Annotated in this window: 11 protein-coding genes; 5 read left to right on the top strand and 6 right to left on the bottom strand. The window is 63.7% G+C overall.

The window, feature by feature from the left end; genetic code table 11:
- Positions 1 to 3 precede the first annotated feature (3 nt).
- The gene (locus ACR9Y2_RS36665; RefSeq protein ID WP_435046869.1) at positions 4 to 813 is read left to right on the top strand and encodes a tetratricopeptide repeat protein; all 810 of its coding nucleotides are present in this window, start codon (positions 4 to 6) and stop codon (positions 811 to 813) included.
- A gap of 46 nt (positions 814 to 859) precedes the next feature.
- Here the strand turns inward: ACR9Y2_RS36665 and ACR9Y2_RS36660 are convergent, their stop codons facing one another.
- The 3 genes from ACR9Y2_RS36660 to ACR9Y2_RS36650 all read right to left on the bottom strand — a co-directional run bounded on the left by ACR9Y2_RS36660 (position 860) and on the right by ACR9Y2_RS36650 (position 4072).
- Positions 860 to 1630, bottom strand: coding sequence for an SGNH/GDSL hydrolase family protein (locus ACR9Y2_RS36660; RefSeq protein ID WP_435046868.1), 771 nt, complete (start codon positions 1628 to 1630; stop codon positions 860 to 862).
- Positions 1631 to 1735: 105 nt separating this feature from the next.
- On the bottom strand, positions 1736 to 2728 hold the full coding sequence (locus tag ACR9Y2_RS36655; protein WP_435046867.1) for an NAD-dependent epimerase/dehydratase family protein: 993 nt from the start codon (positions 2726 to 2728) through the stop codon (positions 1736 to 1738).
- 21 nt (positions 2729 to 2749) lie between these two features.
- Positions 2750 to 4072: an inositol-3-phosphate synthase gene (locus tag ACR9Y2_RS36650; RefSeq protein ID WP_435046910.1), complete on the bottom strand. Its 1323-nt coding sequence runs from the start codon at positions 4070 to 4072 to the stop codon at positions 2750 to 2752.
- A gap of 102 nt (positions 4073 to 4174) precedes the next feature.
- On the opposite strand from ACR9Y2_RS36650, the gene ACR9Y2_RS36645 reads away from it, so the two are divergent.
- Both ACR9Y2_RS36645 and ACR9Y2_RS36640 read left to right on the top strand, forming a co-directional pair.
- Entirely contained in the window at positions 4175 to 6088 is a 1914-nt protein-coding gene (locus tag ACR9Y2_RS36645) for a hypothetical protein (RefSeq protein ID WP_435046866.1), read from the top strand.
- Between the two features lie 7 nt (positions 6089 to 6095).
- Complete coding sequence (locus ACR9Y2_RS36640) at positions 6096 to 6914, top strand: LytR/AlgR family response regulator transcription factor (RefSeq protein ID WP_435046865.1); 819 nt, start codon at positions 6096 to 6098, stop codon at positions 6912 to 6914.
- A 69-nt stretch (positions 6915 to 6983) separates the two neighbouring features.
- On the opposite strand, the gene dgoD is transcribed toward ACR9Y2_RS36640, so the two are convergent.
- Complete coding sequence (gene dgoD / locus ACR9Y2_RS36635) at positions 6984 to 8210, bottom strand: galactonate dehydratase (protein ID WP_435046864.1); 1227 nt, start codon at positions 8208 to 8210, stop codon at positions 6984 to 6986.
- Positions 8211 to 8310: 100 nt separating this feature from the next.
- Here dgoD and ACR9Y2_RS36630 point away from each other — a divergent pair, with 100 nt between their 5' ends.
- Positions 8311 to 10692, top strand: coding sequence for an ABC transporter permease (locus ACR9Y2_RS36630; RefSeq protein ID WP_435046863.1), 2382 nt, complete (start codon positions 8311 to 8313; stop codon positions 10690 to 10692).
- A 146-nt stretch (positions 10693 to 10838) separates the two neighbouring features.
- Here ACR9Y2_RS36630 and ACR9Y2_RS36625 read toward each other — a convergent pair whose 3' ends face one another.
- Both ACR9Y2_RS36625 and ACR9Y2_RS36620 read right to left on the bottom strand, forming a co-directional pair.
- Positions 10839 to 14366 (bottom strand): AAA family ATPase, encoded by a 3528-nt coding sequence (locus ACR9Y2_RS36625; RefSeq protein WP_435046862.1) that lies wholly within the window; start codon positions 14364 to 14366, stop codon positions 10839 to 10841.
- Entirely contained in the window at positions 14363 to 15616 is a 1254-nt protein-coding gene (locus ACR9Y2_RS36620; RefSeq protein ID WP_435046861.1) for a metallophosphoesterase family protein, read from the bottom strand. The genes ACR9Y2_RS36625 and ACR9Y2_RS36620 overlap by 4 nt, the downstream gene beginning before the upstream one ends.
- Before the next feature lie 105 nt (positions 15617 to 15721).
- Between ACR9Y2_RS36620 and ACR9Y2_RS36615 the strand changes: the two genes are divergently transcribed.
- On the top strand, positions 15722 to 16864 hold the full coding sequence (locus ACR9Y2_RS36615) for a uroporphyrinogen decarboxylase family protein (protein WP_435046860.1): 1143 nt from the start codon (positions 15722 to 15724) through the stop codon (positions 16862 to 16864).
- The last annotated feature ends 10 nt before the right edge of the window (positions 16865 to 16874 follow it).

Here is a 16874-nt window from a genome sequence, read left to right as displayed (position 1 = left end):
GACATGAGGATCCTGATTTTGTTCGCGGCCCTGGCGGCCAGCGCACTGGCCCAGCCCGCTGCACGCCCGGTTATCGGGCTGACGGTGAATGGAGGCGCGCAGGCGCGCATCGAGCCGGGCTGGCCAGTGGTGGTTTCGATCTCCATCGCCGCTGGAGATGACCCGGCCAGGCTGGCCTTGAAGGAGGGATCGTGGCAGGATGCGGTGAGTATTACGCTGGATGCGCCCGATGGGCATTCGCCTGAATGGACGCGATCACCGCGAATTCAGCCGGACAGCGTGGAGCTGAAGGACCTGGACATGGTCACTGTCGAGTTCGTGCTCAGCCCGGAGCAGACCAGCCAGATGGCGCTGGGTTCCTATCGCGTGCGCGCTGCCTTCGACCCGCAGGGGCAACAGGCCGAGGGCGCCTGGGCCGAGAGGATCTCCGCCACTGCAGCCCGGCTGGAGATCAGCCAGGAACCGCCACAGGACAAGGCAGCGCACCAGGCTTCGCGCCTGCTGGTTCTCTCGAATTGGAGCGAGATCCTGGGCGACACGGCACAGGCGATGGCCTGGGTGGAGGAACTGCTCAGCGCCCAGCCGTCGCACTATACGGCGAAAGTGAGGAAGGCGGAACTACTGGAGGCGGCCGGCCGACTCACGGAAGCCCTCAATCTGCTCGACGAGGTCGAGGTTCAACTGCGCGCGGACTTCCCGGCCTTCCCCCAGCCGCCGACCCTGATCCGGAAACGCCAGGCTGACCTGCTGGAAAAGATCCTGGGTGGAGAGAACCAGCCGGAACGGGTCAAGCCCGCAGCCGCCAGGAACTAGGAACAGCGCTCCCATTTTCGTGCATGCGAGATGTGGCGGTTCCGGCTTACTTGAGAGCCGCCTGGATGCCGGCCTCAGCCAGCGGCGCCATCATGTCGTAGCCATTCTGATTGGGGTGCAGGCCGTCGCCAGAGATGCCATCCTTCAGCCACCCTTTTTCGTCCACCAGCGCCGCGAAGTAGTCGACGTAGGTGAGTCCTTCAGCAGCAGCATACTGCTTCATCCAGGCGTTCAGCTTCATGACATCGGCCGGCGGCCGTCTGTCCGTCTGCTTGCGCTGCGTATAGTCGCTGACGGGCATGACAGAACAGAGAATCACTTTGATCCCGCTGGCCTTGGCGAGCACGGTCATCGCGCGGAGATTGTCGGTGATCATGCCCAGGGTGACGGGACCGGTGTTGCGCGCGATGTCGTTTGTGCCTGCCAGCACGATCATCGCAGCTGGCTTCAGGGCGATCACATCGGGATACATCCTGACCAGCATCTGCTGTGTCGTCTGTCCGCTGATGCCGCGGTTCACGTAGGGTTTGCCGGGGAACTGCTGCTGTAGTTTCCAGCCGTCCGTGATGGAATCGCCCATGAAGACAACGCGTCCGGATTCGGGCGCCAGCGCCTTCAGCCGCTCGTTGTCCGCGTAGTAGCGCCCAAGCTGATTCCAATCCTGGAGCTGGTCGGCCAGTGCCTGGGCGGTGAACTGCAGGCAGCAGCCGGCTTTGGGCGGATTGTACTGGTCCACAATTTGTGCGGACGCAACCGGGGAACCGAATAAAGACGCGGCCAGGACGCCAGCGGCGAGGGAGACGAAACGCAGATTCATAGCTGTCTGCGATCTTATCAGGCAGCCGAAGCACACCGGCGGCCTGACGCGAAACAGCCCATCCGGCGGGGATGGGCTGCTACGGACATTCGAACTGGAAAGCTTTCAGCTCGCCAGTTGGGCGCGTTCCTTGGCCAGTAACTGGTTTTCGAAAGTGTAGTCGATGCCTTTCTTGGCGTGGTGGCGCAGGTACCACTTGTAGGTTTCCTGCAGGCCTTCCTGGAACGAGGTCGGCTTGAAGCCGAGCACGCGTTGGGCCTTGCTGATCACCATGGTCACCGGAGGCAGATCGAAATACATACCGAAGTAGAGATTCGGCCCCAGCGGATGTCCGCCGGCCCTGGCGATCCGTTCCCGGGGTACGCGGATGACCGGAGTATCTTTGCCGGCAGCGGCAAACAAAGCATCCAGAACCTCAGCCTGGGTCAGCGGGCGCGCGTTGGCGATGTTGAAGGCATGGCCAACAACATTGGGCGCGTCCATGGCCCGCAGACAGGACCAGACCACGTCCTTGACGTAGGCAAACTGCATCAGGCGGCGGCCGTCGCCGGGCAGGATGATGGGCCGCTTATCCCGTACACGGTCCCAGAAGAACTGTTCCCGGTAGAACGGATTGCAGGCGCCATAGACGCAGGGAGGACGCAAGGTGACCACCGGCGTGCCATGCCGCTGGTGCAGGCGGAACAAGGCGCGTTCGCTTTGCGCCTTGCAACGAACATAGCGGTCCCGATGATCGTCCGGAGCCAGGGCGTCGCCTTCGTGGTGATTCAGGCCGTCGCCGTACGCCGAGACGCTGGACATGAAGATGTAACGCCCCACATGCCCGGTCAGCAGCTTGGCGGTCTCCTCCACCACGGTCGGCGGAGTGCCTTTTTCCCAGTCGTAGACCATATCGAACACAACGTCGTAGGATTGTCCGCACAGCACGGATTTCACCTGCGTGATGTCGTTGCGATCGGCCTGTAAGTTAATAATCTTCTTGCCCAGTTCATGCGTGGGCTTGCGGTGCAGGATCGCTACCTCGTGGCCCTCTTTGCAGAGTGCGGCTACCAGGTGCTTGCCGATAAATTGGGTACCACCGATGACTAAGACTCTCATCGTTCTTGCCAGATCCCCGTCCTAGTCGTAATACTCGAGGCCGAGGTGCGTGATGAGGTCTTCTCCGCGCATCCACCTAAGTGTGTTTTTCAGCTTCATCAGCTGGATGAATATGTCGTGCTCCGGATAGAGCCCGGGCGCGTGCATGGGCGCCTTGAAATAGAAGGAAAGCCATTCCTGGATGCCGCGCATGCCGGCGCGCTGGGCCAGATCGAGGAACAGTACCAGGTCGAGAACCAGCGGAGCGGCCAGGATGGAGTCGCGGCAGAGGAAATCCACCTTGATCTGCATCGGATAACCGAGCCAGCCGAAGATGTCGATGTTGTCCCAGCCTTCCTTGGAGTCACCTCGCGGCGGGTAGTAGTTGATGCGAACCGCGTGGTACAGATCCTTGTAGAGGATCGGGTAAAGCTCGGGCTGCAGGATGTGATCCAGCACGCTCAGCTTCGTCTCTTCTTTCGTCTTGAAGCTGCCGGGATCGTGCAGCACTTCACCGTCGCGGTTGCCCAGGATGTTCGTCGAGAACCAGCCGGAGATACCCAGCATTCTAGCCTTGAAGCCCGGCGCCAGCAGCGTCTTCAGGAAGGTCTGGCCGGTCTTGAAGTCCTTGCCGCAGACGGGCAGGTTGCGTTCCTTCGCCAGGTCAAGAAGTGCGGGAATGTCGTGGGTAAGGTTCGGGGCGCCATTGGCGAACGGCACGCCGCTCATCAGGGCAGCGTAGGCATAGATCTGGGAGGGTGCGATCTCGGGATCGTTGTTCTTCATCCCCTCTTCAAACGAAGCCAGCGTCTCGTGTACTGCCGAGGGCCTGTGGAAAACTTCGGTCGAGCCGCACCAGATCATGACGGTGCGCGACACGTTGTTGTCCTTTTGAAAGTTCCTGATGTCGTCCATCAGGGCTAAAGCTTTGTCGTACTTGGTGCCGCCCGTCTTGACGTTGGGCCCGTGGATCAGCTTGACGTATTCCTGTTCGAATACGGCCTTCATCGGCTTGATCGCCTGCAGCGGCTCCTTCACCTGTTCCAGCAGCGAGGATTCCAATACTTTAGCGTTAGAGGCGGCTTCGTACGCTGTGTCTTCGTAGATGTCCCAGCCGCCGAACACGAGGTCGTCCAGACTTGCCAGAGGTACAAAGTCCTTGATGTACGGCGAACGGCCTTCCGTCCGCTTACCCAACCGAACCGTAGCCATCTGCGTGAGCGAACCAATGGGATGTCCCAGACCGCGCTTGACGGCTTCCACACCTGCAATGAAGGTTGTAGAAACCGCGCCAATACCGGGGATGAGGACACCGAGCTTACCCTCTGCCGGCGCGATCTTGACACTTTCATTAATTGACAACAGAGTACACTCCTTGCTGGAACCGCTTGAGAAAAGCGTATCTATCCACTTGCTATAGTAACAGCCGTAGATGCGTTTGCGCCTCATCGGCCCGCCTCAGAACCCATGTCCTGGATCCTTCTCACGGCCTCATTGCTGCTTGCATTTCTTGTCGCGGTGTGGGCCGCCCGACATTTCGCCAGCGATTTCACACCGCGATTTTTCGTTTTTGCGGTAGTATTCGGCGCGCAACCCGGACTCATCGCGCAAGTGCTTTCAACGGGAGCCTGGATCACGCCCTGGGCATGGCTCGGCGTGCAATTGGCGCTTTGCGCGGCGCTATTCTACTGGTTGACCCCGGACCTCCCAAACTGGCCCAGGCCTAAGCTGGAGTTCCGCACAGCAAACCGGGCGGTGCTGGCCGCGGCGGTCCTGATGGCCGTCCTGGTCGTTTCGAATCTCTGTCTTACCGCCTTGGCGCCCATCCACACGTGGGACGAGAAGATGTACCACGCGTCGAGGGCAGCTTACTGGCTGCAGCACCATTCGCTCGCCTTCTGGGAGACGCAGAACGAGCGCCAGACCGCCTTGAGCTTCGAGGGCGAACTGTTCTTCTTCTGGCCGCTGCTCTTCACCCGTTTGGAAGCACCAGGCCGGGTGCTCTTCGGCCTGGGCTTCCCCCTGGCGATCGGTGCAGTCTGGCTGCTGGCACTGCGGCTGAAAACGCCGCCCGCGCTCGCGGCAGCAGGAGCGGCGCTCTATGCCGCCGCCCCTGTCGGATTATTTCTGGCTCGATACCTGAAGGCGGATCACTGGGCCGTGCTCTTCGCCTGTTCCGCGGCCTACTGGCTGGTGGAGGCGCAAGAGGAGCCGGAGGATGGCAGTCCCGCAGCCGCATATTTCTGGACCGGCGTATCGCTGGCGCTGTGCATTCATGCGCGGCTGTATGCCCTGGCGATGGTCCCAGCCGTGCTGGTTCTCGCAAGGAAGCGACTGCTGGCAACCGCCGGAGGGTTCCTCTCCGGAGCGGCGGCCTGCGGGCTCCTGTTCCTCTTTCTGTCCAACTGGAGTTGGTATGGTTCCGCCCTGGGCCCCGCGGACATGCGCGGCTTCTACGGCAGTCAACCACGGGAATGGACCACGATCCTCAAGCGCGCCCCGGGCATCGTTATGGACTTCCCAGGTTCGGCCGGGGTGTCCAAGGCCTGGGTTCGTTCGACAGGCGCCGCCCAACCGCTACGCAGCGAAACGGCGGAGGTCCGCTGGCCGGCACTGTATCAACCGCCACCCACCTGGCCTCCGTCTCGCTTCGCCATGGCGGGCTTGCTGGCTGTGGCCGGACTGCTGCTCGCCTGGCGTGGAGCGGGGAAACCGGCCTGGCTATGCGGAGCCATGCTGCTGGCCGGACCCGTCCTGACGCTGCGCTGGGTGACGGCCGACCAGATCCCTGACCGGTTCCTGCTGCCGGGCGTGGCGCTGCTGCTGGCGGCGGGGTTGACGCATTGCCGGAAGTGGATGGCGTGGCCCATGCTCGCCCTGGCGGTCTTCAGCGCCTGGTATCCCTGGCGGGAAACGGCCATGTTCGTACGGATGTGGTGGCTGATGCCGCCCGCCATGAGCATCGACAACGCTCCCTTTCAAGAGGTCTGCCAGAAGCTGCCGGACGATGCCACCGTGCTGCTGATCGGCACTCAAATCACGCCCGATTACCCGCTGTTCGGAACGCAGTCCGGATTCCGTAGGAAAGTCTACAGTTGGGGCCGGGCGCCCTGGGACGCCACGCGATTTCATCAACTTGCGGCCGTTCACGGCATCACCCACATCTTGCTGGAAGACGATCTGGAACTCGCCTTTCACTGGTCGCCGCCGGTGGATGCCCGGCCCATCGCGGCCGGACTCGACGGCGAGCGCGCACTGCAACGGATCCCCTTGAAAACAGGCCGTCAACGGCTCTACATCTGGCGGTCGCAGGCGCCTGTAGAAGCTGAAAGCCGCAACCCGGTGACCACGGCCCGCGCGGCGTGTTCAAATTGTCAGTAGGAGACTCATGGCCGGTCCTGTCCCAATCAAGCCGCCTGCCGGACGATCCGGGCCGGCGATCCCCACCGTCCTGGCGGACGACGAAGCGCTCGCCCTGGACGAACTGGCGTTCCTGCTGCGCGAATTCCCCGACATCGAGATCGTCGGCACGGCCCGCAACGGCATTGAGGCGGTTCAGTGCATCGAGGAGTGCGAACCTGACCTGGTCTTCCTCGACGTCCAGATGCCGGGCCTGGACGGGCTGGGCGTCATCCACAAGCTGAAGGCGGACAAGGCGCCCATGCCGGCCTTTGTGCTGTGTACGGCTTACGAGCAATATGCGCTGGAAGCCTTCCGCCTGGAGGCTCTGGATTACCTGCTGAAACCAGTCGACCGCGACCGCCTGGCCCAGACCGTCGAGCGCGTCAAACGCAGCCTGCTGGAGCCGGAACAGGGGCCAGCGCCCACCACGGCCAACGCCGGAACAGCCTCTGGCCCGGGACCGGTGGCGCGCGCCAAACTGCTTGTCAAGAGCAGCGGCCGGAACCTCATCGTGGACGCTTCGGACCTGATTTACGCCACCATCGAGGATGGCCTGATCACCGTAGTCACCACCGCCGTCGAAGGCCAGACGAACTACAAGACGATTGAGGAACTGCAATCCAGCCTCGATCCGGCTACCTTCTGGCGCGCCCATCGCGGCTATGTGGTGAACATCAACCACATCCGCGAGGTCATCCCCTGGTTCAAGTCGAGCTATCAGCTCCGCATGAATGACAAAAAAGGCACGGAGATCCCGGTGAGCCGGGTCCAAACCAAGCGTCTTCGCGAACTCTTCAAGCTGTAGCGAACCCAAAAAGAAAAGCCCCCAGGCGCCGCAACAGGCACCCAGGGGCGTAGTTTCAGAAGCAGAGCGCTACCAGTCGACGACACTGCCGTCGTCGGCGTCATACGCTTCCTGATTCTTCCAGTCGTGGCCCAGTTTGTCGGCCAGCGCGTTTTCATCCAGTTCGACACCGAGGCCCGGAGCCGTGGGCAGATCCAGATAGCCGGCCCGCACCTTGAAGGGTGTCTTAATGTACCCCTCTCCGAGCGACACCTGTTCCTGGATGAGGAAGTTCGGAATGGACGCAGCAATCTGCACCCCAGCCGCCAGGGAGATAGGGCCCAGCGGGTTATGCGGAGCGATGGAGGCGTAATAAGCCTCCGCCATACCTGCAATGAGGCGAACTTCGGTGATGCCGCCGGCGTGGCAAAGATCCGGCTGCAGGACGGTAGCCGCCTTCTTTTCCAGCACTTCGCGGAAGCCCCACTTGGTAAAGACGCGCTCGCCCGTGGCGATGGGCAGGTGCGTGGAACGGGCGATCTCGGCCATCACGTCGTGGTTCTGGGCCTGGCAGGGCTCCTCAATGAACATCGGATTATACGGCTCCAGCGCCTTGATCAGCATCTTGGCGTGCGCCGGACTCACCGCGCCGTGGAAATCGACCCCGATGTCGACGTCCTCGCCGACCAGCTTGCGGAACTCCGCGAAGCGCTCGGCCGCGTAATGGACCTCAGAGGGGGTCTCGATGTAGCGTGGGAAGTTGCGGCGGCGGGGTGGTCCCGTCTTGAAGGCGGTGAATCCCTGGGCCAGCGCTTCTTTCACACGGGCCGGATTGGCGATGCTGGCGTGGGCATAGACCCGCACCCGGTTCCGGGTGGGCCCGCCGAGCAGTTCGTAAACCGGCACGCCCAGGGCCTTGCCCTTGATGTCCCACAACGCCTGGTCGATGCCGCTGAGGGCGGAGGTGAGAATCGGTCCGCCGCGGTAGAAAGCGTGGCGGTAGATTGCCTGCCAGTGCTGCACGACGGCGCGCGGATCCTTACCAATCAGGTAAGGTTCAATCTCCTTCACTGCCTCCTGGCAGGTGAGCGCACGGCCTTCAGTGATAGGTTCGCCCAAACCGGTGATGCCGGCATTGGTGTGGATCTTCAGGAAAAGCCAGCGCGGCTTGACCAGGAAGGTCTCAAGTTTCGTAATCTTGATCGGGTCTTTGGCCTGAATGGGGGCGGCCTTCAGGACTTCCGCGCTCAGGGCGGTGCCGAAGATCGCGCCCAGTGCGCCCCGGCGGGAGAATGCGGTGTTCTGCTCGGAACTCATGCTGAAATATTGTATTCCTTTCCCCGTCCGGGCGGATCGGAGCCCCTCCTCTCAATTTTGTGGAAACTCCGGCAGGACTTATTCGTAGAGAATATACAGAATGATCTCCACTGACCTCAAACAGGCTATCCGCTGGCTGCGCAAGAGCCCCGGGTTCACGCTGGTGGCGGTTGCCACCCTGGGCGCGGGCATCGGACTCAATACAGCGATCTTCAGCGTCGTCCACGGAGTCCTGCTGGCCCCGCTGACCTTCCCGGATGAGCAGCGCATCGTCAGCATCTCCACGCTCTCGCTGGAGTCGGGCCGCGAGACGCCGCGCATGACCGGCGGCGATCTGGAGGATGTGCGGAAACAGGCCGGTTCGTTTGAGGCGCTCAGCCGCTACTTCGGCGGCGAAATGGGAGTTCAGGTGAGCGGCCGGGCGGAGTTCACCGGCGTCGCGTTTGTGGAGGAAGGGTTTTACCGCGTGTTTGGCACGCCGCCCGTCGCTGGACATGCTCCGGCGGAAGGACAGGTGGCGGTGAGCGAGTCGTTTGCGCAGCGCAACTTCGGGCGGGCTGGGGACGCCCTGGGGCGGGCGGTCAGCGTGGAGGGCAAGTCGTACGAGATCGCGGCGGTCATGCCGTATACCTACCAGTTCCCCAGCAAGTCGAATCTGTGGCTCACCGTGCCGGCCCGGCCTGAAAACCTCAACCGCACCGCCTACAACTACCGCGTGGCCGCGAAGCTGAAACCGGCGGTGGGCGTGGAACAGGCGCGGGCCGACCTCGGCGCGATCGGAGCCCGGCTGGCGGCAGCCTATCCCGAGAATAAGAAAAAGACCTTCACCACGGCGCCGATGCGCGATCAATTAGTGGGCCCTGTGCGTACGATGTTGCTGGTGCTGATGGGCGCCGTCGCCCTGGTGCTCCTCATCGCCTGCGCGAACGTGGCCAATCTGCTGCTGGCGCGCGCCACGACGCGCGTCCGGGAGATGGCGGTGCGGGCGGCGCTGGGCGCGGGCCGCGGCCGCATCATCCGCCAGTTGCTCACAGAGAGCCTCGTGTTGGGCCTGTTGGGCGGACTCGCCGGCTGCGCCCTGGCCTATCTGGGCACCGAGGCGATGCTACGCCTGGCCCCGGAGAATCTGCCGCGCTTGAACGAGGTGCATGTCGACACCACCACCCTGGTCTTCGCCACCCTGATCTCAATGTTCTCGGCGGTCCTGTTCAGCCTGGCCCCGGCCTGGCAGGCGTCGCGCGTGGATCTCAATGAAGCCTTGAAACGAAGCGGTGGACGGGGCGTCGGCAATCGCGGCTCCCACCGCCTGCGCGGAGCGCTCGCTTCGGCGGAAATCGCGCTCGCGTTCGTCCTGGCGCTGGGCGCCGGACTGCTCATGAAGAGCTTCCTCGGGCTCACCTCCGCTGATCTCGGCTTCCGTCCCGACGGAGTCCTGGTGATGTACGCCCACGTCCCGGCCAACGAAGAGGCCGAGTACAAGCGCGCCACCGGCACCTTTGAGAAGATCCTGCGGGAAGTCAGCGTGCTGCCGGGCGTGAAATCCGCCTCGGCCGCCATGGGCATGCCAGCCGGGCAGTATGGCTCCAATGGATCGTACGCCGTGGAAGGCAAACACGTCTTCGCGCCGGGCGCCAAAATGCCGCAGGCCGGTTTCCGCCTGGCCAGCCCCGGCTACTTTGCCACGCTCGGCATCCCGCTGCTGCGTGGCCGCGACTTCAGCGAACGGGATCAATACAGTGCGCCCGTGGTGGCCATCATCAGCCAGGCCCTGGCGCGCGAAACGTTCCCCAACGAAGATCCCCTCGGGAAACGCATCAAGTGCGGATTGGATCGCGACGAGTGGATGACCGTCGTCGGTGTGGTAGGCGACATCCGCAGCGAATCTCCAGCCGCCAAAATGGCTCCGGAACTCTATATGGCGTTCCAGCAGCATCCCTATTTCGCCAACGAGCTCCAGGTGGCGATCCGCACCGCGATTGCGCCTGCCTCGCTCACTGAGGCCGTCCGTTCCACCGTGTCACGCACCAATCCCGGCATTGCCATGAAGTTCACCACATTGCGGGAAATGGTCTCCGAGTCGATCTCCGCACCCCGCTTCCGGACGTTCCTGGTTGGGATCTTTGCGGCCTTGGCGCTGCTGCTGGCCATGGCGGGGATTCACGGAGTGATGTCCTACGCGGTGGCCCAGCGGACCCCGGAACTCGGCCTGCGCATGGCCCTGGGCGCCCCGGTGTCCAGCGTCGCGGGTCTGGTGCTGGGCAAAGCGCTCCTGCTGGCCGCGGCCGGCTTAGCGGTGGGCATCGCGCTCTCGCTGGCATCGGGCAAGGTTATGCAGAGCCTGCTGGTGGGGGTGAAGCCCGCGGATGCATTCACCTATGCGGCGGCCGTCGGCGGGGTGATCCTGGCTGTGCTCACCGCCACTGCGGTGCCCGTTTGGCGCGCCACGCGCATCGATCCGATGGTCGCACTGCGGGACGAGTAACTCGCTCCCGCCTGGCGGCGCTACGTCCTCGACTGCTACGAGGCTGCCGCAGCGGGCCACTTCGTCCCTGTGGCGTGTGCTGGCCCTGAAGCAGGCAGCCGGATTCCGCGAGGAGGCAGTAGGGACGCTACGCTCACTGCTGTTGGTCAACCCGCCGCTTGCAGCCTCTCCAACCGGTAAGTGACGAACTCCGCCGGCCCCAGGCGCTGCCCGGCCAGTTCGACCATATGCCGGTGATGCGTAAACAACAGCACCTGCGTGTGCCGGGCAAGATCAGCGAGTGCGCCCAGCGCGGCGGCGGCGCGCGCATCATCGAAATTCACCAGAATGTCGTCGGCGATCAAGGGAATGGCCGGATGCTTCTCGAAATAGACCTCCAGGCTGGCGATGCGCAGGGCCAGATAAAGCTGATCGCGGGTGCCTTCGCTCATCCCGTCCACAGTCACCGTGCGCCTGTCAGGCCGCACTCCCACAAGAATCACACTCCCCCTGGCGTCCGAACCATACTCCAGCTTCAGGCCCTCGAACGAGTTCAGGGTCAGGGCCGCGAAGATCTGAGACGAGCGCTCCAGCAGCTTACCCGTCGACTTCCGGCGGAACTCGTCAATCGCGCTCCGCAGCACCTGTTCGGCCAACCGGAGGCGCACATAATTCTCCGACTCTTCCAACAACGCCGCCCGCGTACCCTGCAGGTCGGCCGCGGCATCCCGTGCATCCGTGCGCCCTTCGAAACCAGCCAGTTTCTGGCTGAGGGCGGAATCCTCGCGAATCAGCTCGTCTCGCTCCTGCTCGAGCCCGCCACGCGCCTGTTCCACACTCTCCAGGCGGCCTGGAATCTCGTCCGTCTCGACACCGCGCGCCTCCTCTTCCAGGGCTTCCAAGGTGCGGCCGGCGGCGATCGCGGCCAGGGACTGCTGAATCTGCCCCAACCTCGCCTGGGCTGCCTGCTTCGCGCTCCATTCCGCCATCCGCGTGGGTATCTCCGCGTCGGCTGCGCAGCCGGCTTCCTCGACCATGGACTTCAGTACAGCCTGCGACTGCACCAGTTCGTTGTCCAGATCGTCCAACTTCGCCGTCTCCGCCGCTAGATCCCCATGCTTGGAAACCGCCAGGTCGCGGGCCTTGCGATGAGCCGCCAACTGCTGGTACATGTGGCGCACCGCATCCATCGCGCCCATGCCCAGCGTGTCCGGCGCTGCAAGCTCCACCACCACGAGCCGGGCGTCGGATTCGAACTTGGCGCTGTCCCGCAGGATGCCGTCAATGCGCGTCCTGGTGATGACGTACTCGTTGTGCCTGGCCGTGACTTGGCTCCGCAATTGCAGCAATTCCTGAACCGCCGCGGGCTCGGCGTCCTGGTGCAACTTCAGCCGTTCGACGAGTTGGTTCCAGCGCTCGTGCCATGCTGCCAGATCCTCCCGGGCTGCACTCTCTTTCCGCTGGACTACGGCCAAACGCCTCCGGGCGGCCGCTAGCTGCTCTTCCAGATTCTGGCGAGCGGTAGCCAGCTTCTTCTGCTCCTCCAGCAGGGCAGTCGCCTGACTTCGCAGTGCGGCCAGCGTCGAGCCAGGCTCTGGCGTAACGCCCAAAACCAGCCCAATCGCCTGGCGCAGTTCACTGGTTGCCACCTCCTCCTCCACGGCGGCTTGCGCCAGCTCTGACCGCAATACGTCCAATTCACGGACGCGATCTGCCAGCAGGGCCCGGCGGCGCAGCCATTCCGCCATCTGGGACGGCTCGGAGGCCGGCACGCCCCACGGCAGCCACAGCCCCGACCACTCCTCCTGCAGCGCCAGCGTCACCGCGTCCTTTCGAGCGAGCTCTTCTGAACAGGCGGCCACCTTCTCCCTTGCAAACCCCACTTCCTGCTCGGCCTGCGCCATGAGGGCGACATCGTCCGCATTCACGCGCAGTTCATCCGCTACCGCATCAGCCTTAGCCACGGTGCCTTCATAAGCTTGGGCCAGCAGCGCCGGATCCACGTCGGCCTCCGGCAGGAACTCCCTCGCGGCCTGCGAGGAGCCTTCCAGCCAGGATTGCCGCACCGCCTGCCATCCCTGCTGCCTGCGATCCCGGCTCATAGTCAAATCGTTCAGAGTCGCGATCACCCGGCGTCCCTGCAGCCTGCGCAGATTCGTCCCGTGTCGAGCCAGCTCCCGGTCCGCTTCCTCGTGTGCCTTCTCCGCCTCGCGCCTGTCCAGGGCAGCCGCTTCGAGACGACGCCGCCACTCGGTCACTGTCGCCTCCGCTGGCAAGGCCGCGCGCAGCAGTTCATCGACGGAGCCCGGCCACGGCAACAGCCGCGCCTCCTCCGCAATGCGGCCCTCCAGTGCCGTCACTTTCGCGGCCTGGTCGCGCCGCTTGGCCTCCGGCTGCGTTTCGATCCGCAGTGCCTGCTCCAGGCCCCCCACCGGCCTCAGCGGAGCCAGCGCCGCCAGCCGCGCCGCATCGAGATCCACGTCCACCGCAAGCTCGCCGGCCTGCGTGCTCGCGTTCCTCAGATTCGCACTCAATGCGGCCTGCGCTGTCGCCAGGCTGGCCGCCAGCTTCGCCTCCGCCGGAGGCACCTGCAAGCGGGCCAGGTCGTCCAGGCTCGGCGGCTCGCCCAGATTGGCCAGCAGCGCCAACAACTCCGCCTCCATGGCGCTCGCGTTGCCCCGCAGCTTTGGCAGATCCGCCTGCGCCTTCTGCTCCGCCCCCAGCCGCTGGTAGAGCGCTTCAATCGACGCCTCGTGAGCCAACAGCGGCTTGGAGTACTCGATCCCCGCGAGCTCCGCCTGCAGGCGCGCCACCCTCTGCAGCAAACCCTGTCGTCCTGCCTCGTTCATCGTCAGGGCCTGGCGGATGGCTGCATACTCAGCCGCGAATCGCTCGCGGAGGGGCGCTACTGAGGCCAGCGGCTCCAACTGGCTCAGCACCAGCCGCCGCTCGTCCAGCAAGCCGACGGAAGACCGGATGCGGCTCAGGCGTTCTTTCTCCACGGACAGTCTCGAGAGGCTGCCGCGCACCTCGCCGAGCTTCCGCAAAACCTGTTCTTTCCGTTCGCGCAATTCGTCCAACTCACGGGGCGTCACTTGCGCGTCGCGCATCCGTATCCGCTGCCCGTTATAGTCGGCCAGCAGCCTGGGTATCTTCGCCGTGGTGCTCCGCGGCTTGAACAGATCCGACGCTTCTCCATCCAACCCGGAGAGAATCGAGTGCAAGCCCTCAATACCAGCCGCGGCGGAGAAGAGAAGCTGCCCGAATTCCCCATGCCCGGCAAGCAGTTCGTCTCCACCCCGCTTCAGCCGTTCCGCGTCGAGCCCGAACATCACCTCGAACACCTGCTGGCTCGCAATGGGCGCCACCGCCAGCAGGTCATCCTCGGTCACCAACTCCGAATCAGCTTCGTCGCGCAGGGTATTCTTGTTGCCCTTGCGGCGCAGGCAGCTCAACATCCGGCCCTCATGCTCGATCGTCGCGCCAACACGCAGCTCGCCGTACGGATGCAGGAAGTCGTCCGTAGTGCTGCGGCCGAAACCGAACAGCAGGGTCGAGATCGCCCGTAGCAGGGACGACTTCCCTGCCTCGTTGGCCCCATAGATGATCTCCAGCCTGCCTGCGCCGGTGGAGAGATCGAGATATTTGCCCGTGAACGGACCAAAGGCCGGGATATTCAGCGCCTGGAATCTCATTGACCGCCTCCCTGCCCAGTCAGCTTCAACAGCAGCATCGACTCCACCTCAGCCAGCAGGCTGCGATACCGCGCTCCAGTGGGATCCAACCAGGCCGAAACCTCGTTTCGAACTTCGTCAGGCAGCTTCTGCAGCAGCGGCTGCAATTCGGCTTTGGCCGCGATCTCCTCATCCGCCGCTGCCCGCCGCAGCGCCTCAGCCAACTCCGCCATGGGTCCTGTGGGTTCCGCCGGCCTTGCCTCCGGGGCTAGGTCCAATTCGATCTTTTCCAGCCAGATCCGACCGGCGCCCACATCCGTAGTCAACGCTCGCAGATCGTTCTTCCAGTCGGACTGCCCGGGTAACATCGCATACAGCGTCGTGGCGCCTGTGAATCGCACACGAACAATCACCTGCTGATCGTCGGCCCCGGACTCCACCACCGCACGCAGGCACGCCTCGAATCGACGATGCAGCTCCGCGAGGTCGCCACATCCGGCCAGGCCCACCTCCAAACGCTGCCATTGGAACGAACCCAAGGGGACGAACGCGCACTCTTCCACACGAAGCGCATCATCGACACTCACCAGATAGGCGCCCTTGGCACCGGTCTCCCGGATGTTGCGGCCCTGCAGATTGCCTGGATACACGACATACGGGTCGCGGCACAGGATCTGCGTGTTGTGTACGTGGCCCAGTGCCCAGTAGTCGTACCCTTTCGCCGCCAGGTCATCCAGCGAGCAGGGAGCATAGGGCGCGTGCCCTTCAAAGCCTGAAAGCGAAGTATGGAGCACCCCAATGTTGAACCGGCCGTCCACCCGCGGCGGATACTGCGCCGCCAGATTGGCCTCAGTTGCGCGGGTGACAAAGCTCTGCCCGTGTACGGCTGCCGGCACACCAGGCACTTCCATACTGCCCGCCTTCCGGCCGGAAAAGGCGTACACATTGTCAGGCAATCGGATGGATTTGGCCATCACACTTTCCGCATCGTGGTTGCCCTGGATCAGGTAGACGGGAATGCCATCCTGGCGCAACCGGGCCATCTGCCCTGCAAAAAACAGCCCCGTCGCCGCATCGCGCCACGACCCGTCGTAGATGTCTCCAGAGAGGATCACGAACTGGACACGCCGCGCCACCGCACAATCCACCAGCCGCACCAGCGCCTGCCGCGAAGCGTTCCGGATCGCCTCCGCCGGCAATCCCTCATAGCGGGCCAGCCCGGTGAGCGGACTATCCAGGTGCAAATCGGCGGCATGCAGAAATAGAAACATACGAACTCCCCTACCAGAGCGATTGTAGATAATCGGGCCCCGCCGGGTCTGCCATAACCCACCTTACGCCCGCCTCTGCAATACTCTCCACAGAGGAATTACCGCATGACCCCGCGAGAGCGACTGCTCGCCACGCTGCACGGCGAAACCGCTGACCGTGTCCCCGTCTCCCCCTTCATTCAAGAGCAATACCTGTCCTGGTATTATCCGGACCGCCCCACAGTGGACCGCGTCACCGATGCCGTGGAATTGGCCAATGAGCTGGATTTCGACCTGATGGCCAAGCACAATCGGTTTCAACGTCCGCACTTTCTTCGCAGAAGCTATCCGAACTGGCAGCTCGCCAGCAGCAGAGAATTCGATGGGCGCATCATCCGCTACCGCACCACGATCGCCACGCCCCACCGGACCCTGGTTCAGGAAGAGGCCGTGGAGGAGATCGGTGCGGCCACCATCGGCGCCATGCGCGTGACGACGAAACACCTTCTCGAAACGAGGGAAGACGTCGAGGCATTCCTCGAATACCTGCCGCCCCTGGACGACGAAGAGCGCAGGGTGATGCGCCAGACCGTCGCCGGTTGGCAGGCGTTGCTGGGCGATCGCGGAGTCCTGGCGCCCTGGGGCTTTGCCGGAGTCTTCAACTTCGCCGCCGACCTGCGCGGCAGCGAGACCCTCTTCATGGAACCAATCGAAGATGAGACCAGCTATCGCGGCCTGATGGACCGCATGGCGGACGCCCAGTCCGAATACTGCCAGGCGCTCGTCGAGGCTGGTGCCGACTGCGTTGGCATCCAGGGCCACATCGCCAATGCCGGCACCGTCAGCTCGGCCTTCTTCCGTGAGTACATCCAGGAATACGAAAAGCGCCTGATCGACGCCATCCACTCCGCCGGAGCCTTCACCGTCTTCCACAACTGCGGCCGCGCCAGGCGGCTCTATCCGAACTACCGCGAGCTCGGCATGACCCTTTGGGAGACCATCTCGGAACCGCCAGCCGGCGACAACAACCTGGCGCAGGCCAAGGCGGAACTGGGGGACACAATCTGCCTGCTCGGCAACCTTGACCAGATCCACTTTCTGAAGACCGCCACGCCCACGGAGGTCGCCGATCGCACTCGCCAGGTCATGTCGATCGGTAAACCAGGCGGCCGGTACATCTTTGCCGCGTCGGACTTTCTGGAACCCGGCACGCCGCGCGAGAACGTCGTAGCCATGCTCGAAGCCGCGCGCGACTCGGGCGGTTATTGAAACTGCCCGC

The sequence above is a fragment of the Paludibaculum fermentans genome (genome assembly GCF_051172195.1).
Classification (GTDB): domain Bacteria; phylum Acidobacteriota; class Terriglobia; order Bryobacterales; family Bryobacteraceae; genus Paludibaculum; species Paludibaculum fermentans_A.
This window is presented reverse-complemented; position numbering and strand designations above follow the sequence as displayed.

Excerpts from the sequence above, each read along its gene's own strand:
- ACR9Y2_RS36665 (WP_435046869.1), top strand. The coding sequence starts at position 4 with ATGAGGATCCTGATTTTGTTCGCGGCCCTGGCGGCCAGCGCACTGGCC.
- ACR9Y2_RS36645 (WP_435046866.1), top strand. The coding sequence starts at position 4,175 with ATGTCCTGGATCCTTCTCACGGCCTCATTGCTGCTTGCATTTCTTGTC.
- ACR9Y2_RS36620 (WP_435046861.1), bottom strand. The coding sequence starts at position 15,616 with ATGTTTCTATTTCTGCATGCCGCCGATTTGCACCTGGATAGTCCGCTC.
- ACR9Y2_RS36660 (WP_435046868.1), bottom strand. The coding sequence starts at position 1,630 with ATGAATCTGCGTTTCGTCTCCCTCGCCGCTGGCGTCCTGGCCGCGTCT.
- ACR9Y2_RS36630 (WP_435046863.1), top strand. The coding sequence starts at position 8,311 with ATGATCTCCACTGACCTCAAACAGGCTATCCGCTGGCTGCGCAAGAGC.
- ACR9Y2_RS36615 (WP_435046860.1), top strand. The coding sequence starts at position 15,722 with ATGACCCCGCGAGAGCGACTGCTCGCCACGCTGCACGGCGAAACCGCT.
- ACR9Y2_RS36655 (WP_435046867.1), bottom strand. The coding sequence starts at position 2,728 with ATGAGAGTCTTAGTCATCGGTGGTACCCAATTTATCGGCAAGCACCTG.
- ACR9Y2_RS36625 (WP_435046862.1), bottom strand. The coding sequence starts at position 14,366 with ATGAGATTCCAGGCGCTGAATATCCCGGCCTTTGGTCCGTTCACGGGC.
- dgoD (WP_435046864.1), bottom strand. The coding sequence starts at position 8,210 with ATGAGTTCCGAGCAGAACACCGCATTCTCCCGCCGGGGCGCACTGGGC.
- ACR9Y2_RS36640 (WP_435046865.1), top strand. The coding sequence starts at position 6,096 with ATGGCCGGTCCTGTCCCAATCAAGCCGCCTGCCGGACGATCCGGGCCG.